This is a genomic window from Halomicroarcula saliterrae (assembly GCF_031624395.1).
Taxonomy (GTDB): Archaea; Halobacteriota; Halobacteria; order Halobacteriales; family Haloarculaceae; genus Haloarcula; species Haloarcula saliterrae.
Genome location: NZ_JAMQON010000018.1, coordinates 1 through 534 on the forward strand (window position 1 = coordinate 1; position 534 = coordinate 534).

Genomic DNA, 534 nt, shown 5'->3' on the forward strand with positions numbered 1-534 from the left:
AGCAATCCACCAGCTGGCATAGTAGCCAACGTCAATTGTGACTCGTTAAACTGAACGAGTCCAGTGGACGCCTGGATCGCACGTACACACGGTTTCATACTCGCCCCCAAGGTGGTAGATGGTGGGCGAATCGACCCTTCCCAACCGCGGTTTGACCCGGGATGGTGCATCTGTCGTCGTATCACATCCGAGCGCCGTCCCACACTTAAGGGGCACGGTTCGGACGTGCTACGAAGTACGGACCCGTCGGGAGTTGCACCCGACGCCCCCGTGAGGGGGTCCGACTCGGAGAGGTCTTGTGAGCCCAGCGGGCCCATGCAGTAGTCAGCGTTAGCCGACAAGTGCCAGTCGGTAGCAACTAGCTACCAGTGTAGGTGGGTTGGGGCAAAGCCCCAATCCCGGTCAGTGGAGGTGATCCAGCCGCAGATTCCTCTACGGCTACCTTGTTACGACTTAAGCCCCCTTGCGGAGCCCAGATTCGACCGTCGCATGACGGCCTCATCCGGACCCCACTCGGGTGCTTTGACGGGCGGT

General features: G+C 60.5%; 1 rRNA gene. It reads right to left on the reverse strand.

The annotated features are described in order from the left end of the window. Positions 1-406 precede the first annotated feature (406 nt). Positions 407-534: ribosomal RNA gene (locus NDI56_RS21680) — 16S ribosomal RNA — on the reverse strand; the annotation flags it as partial.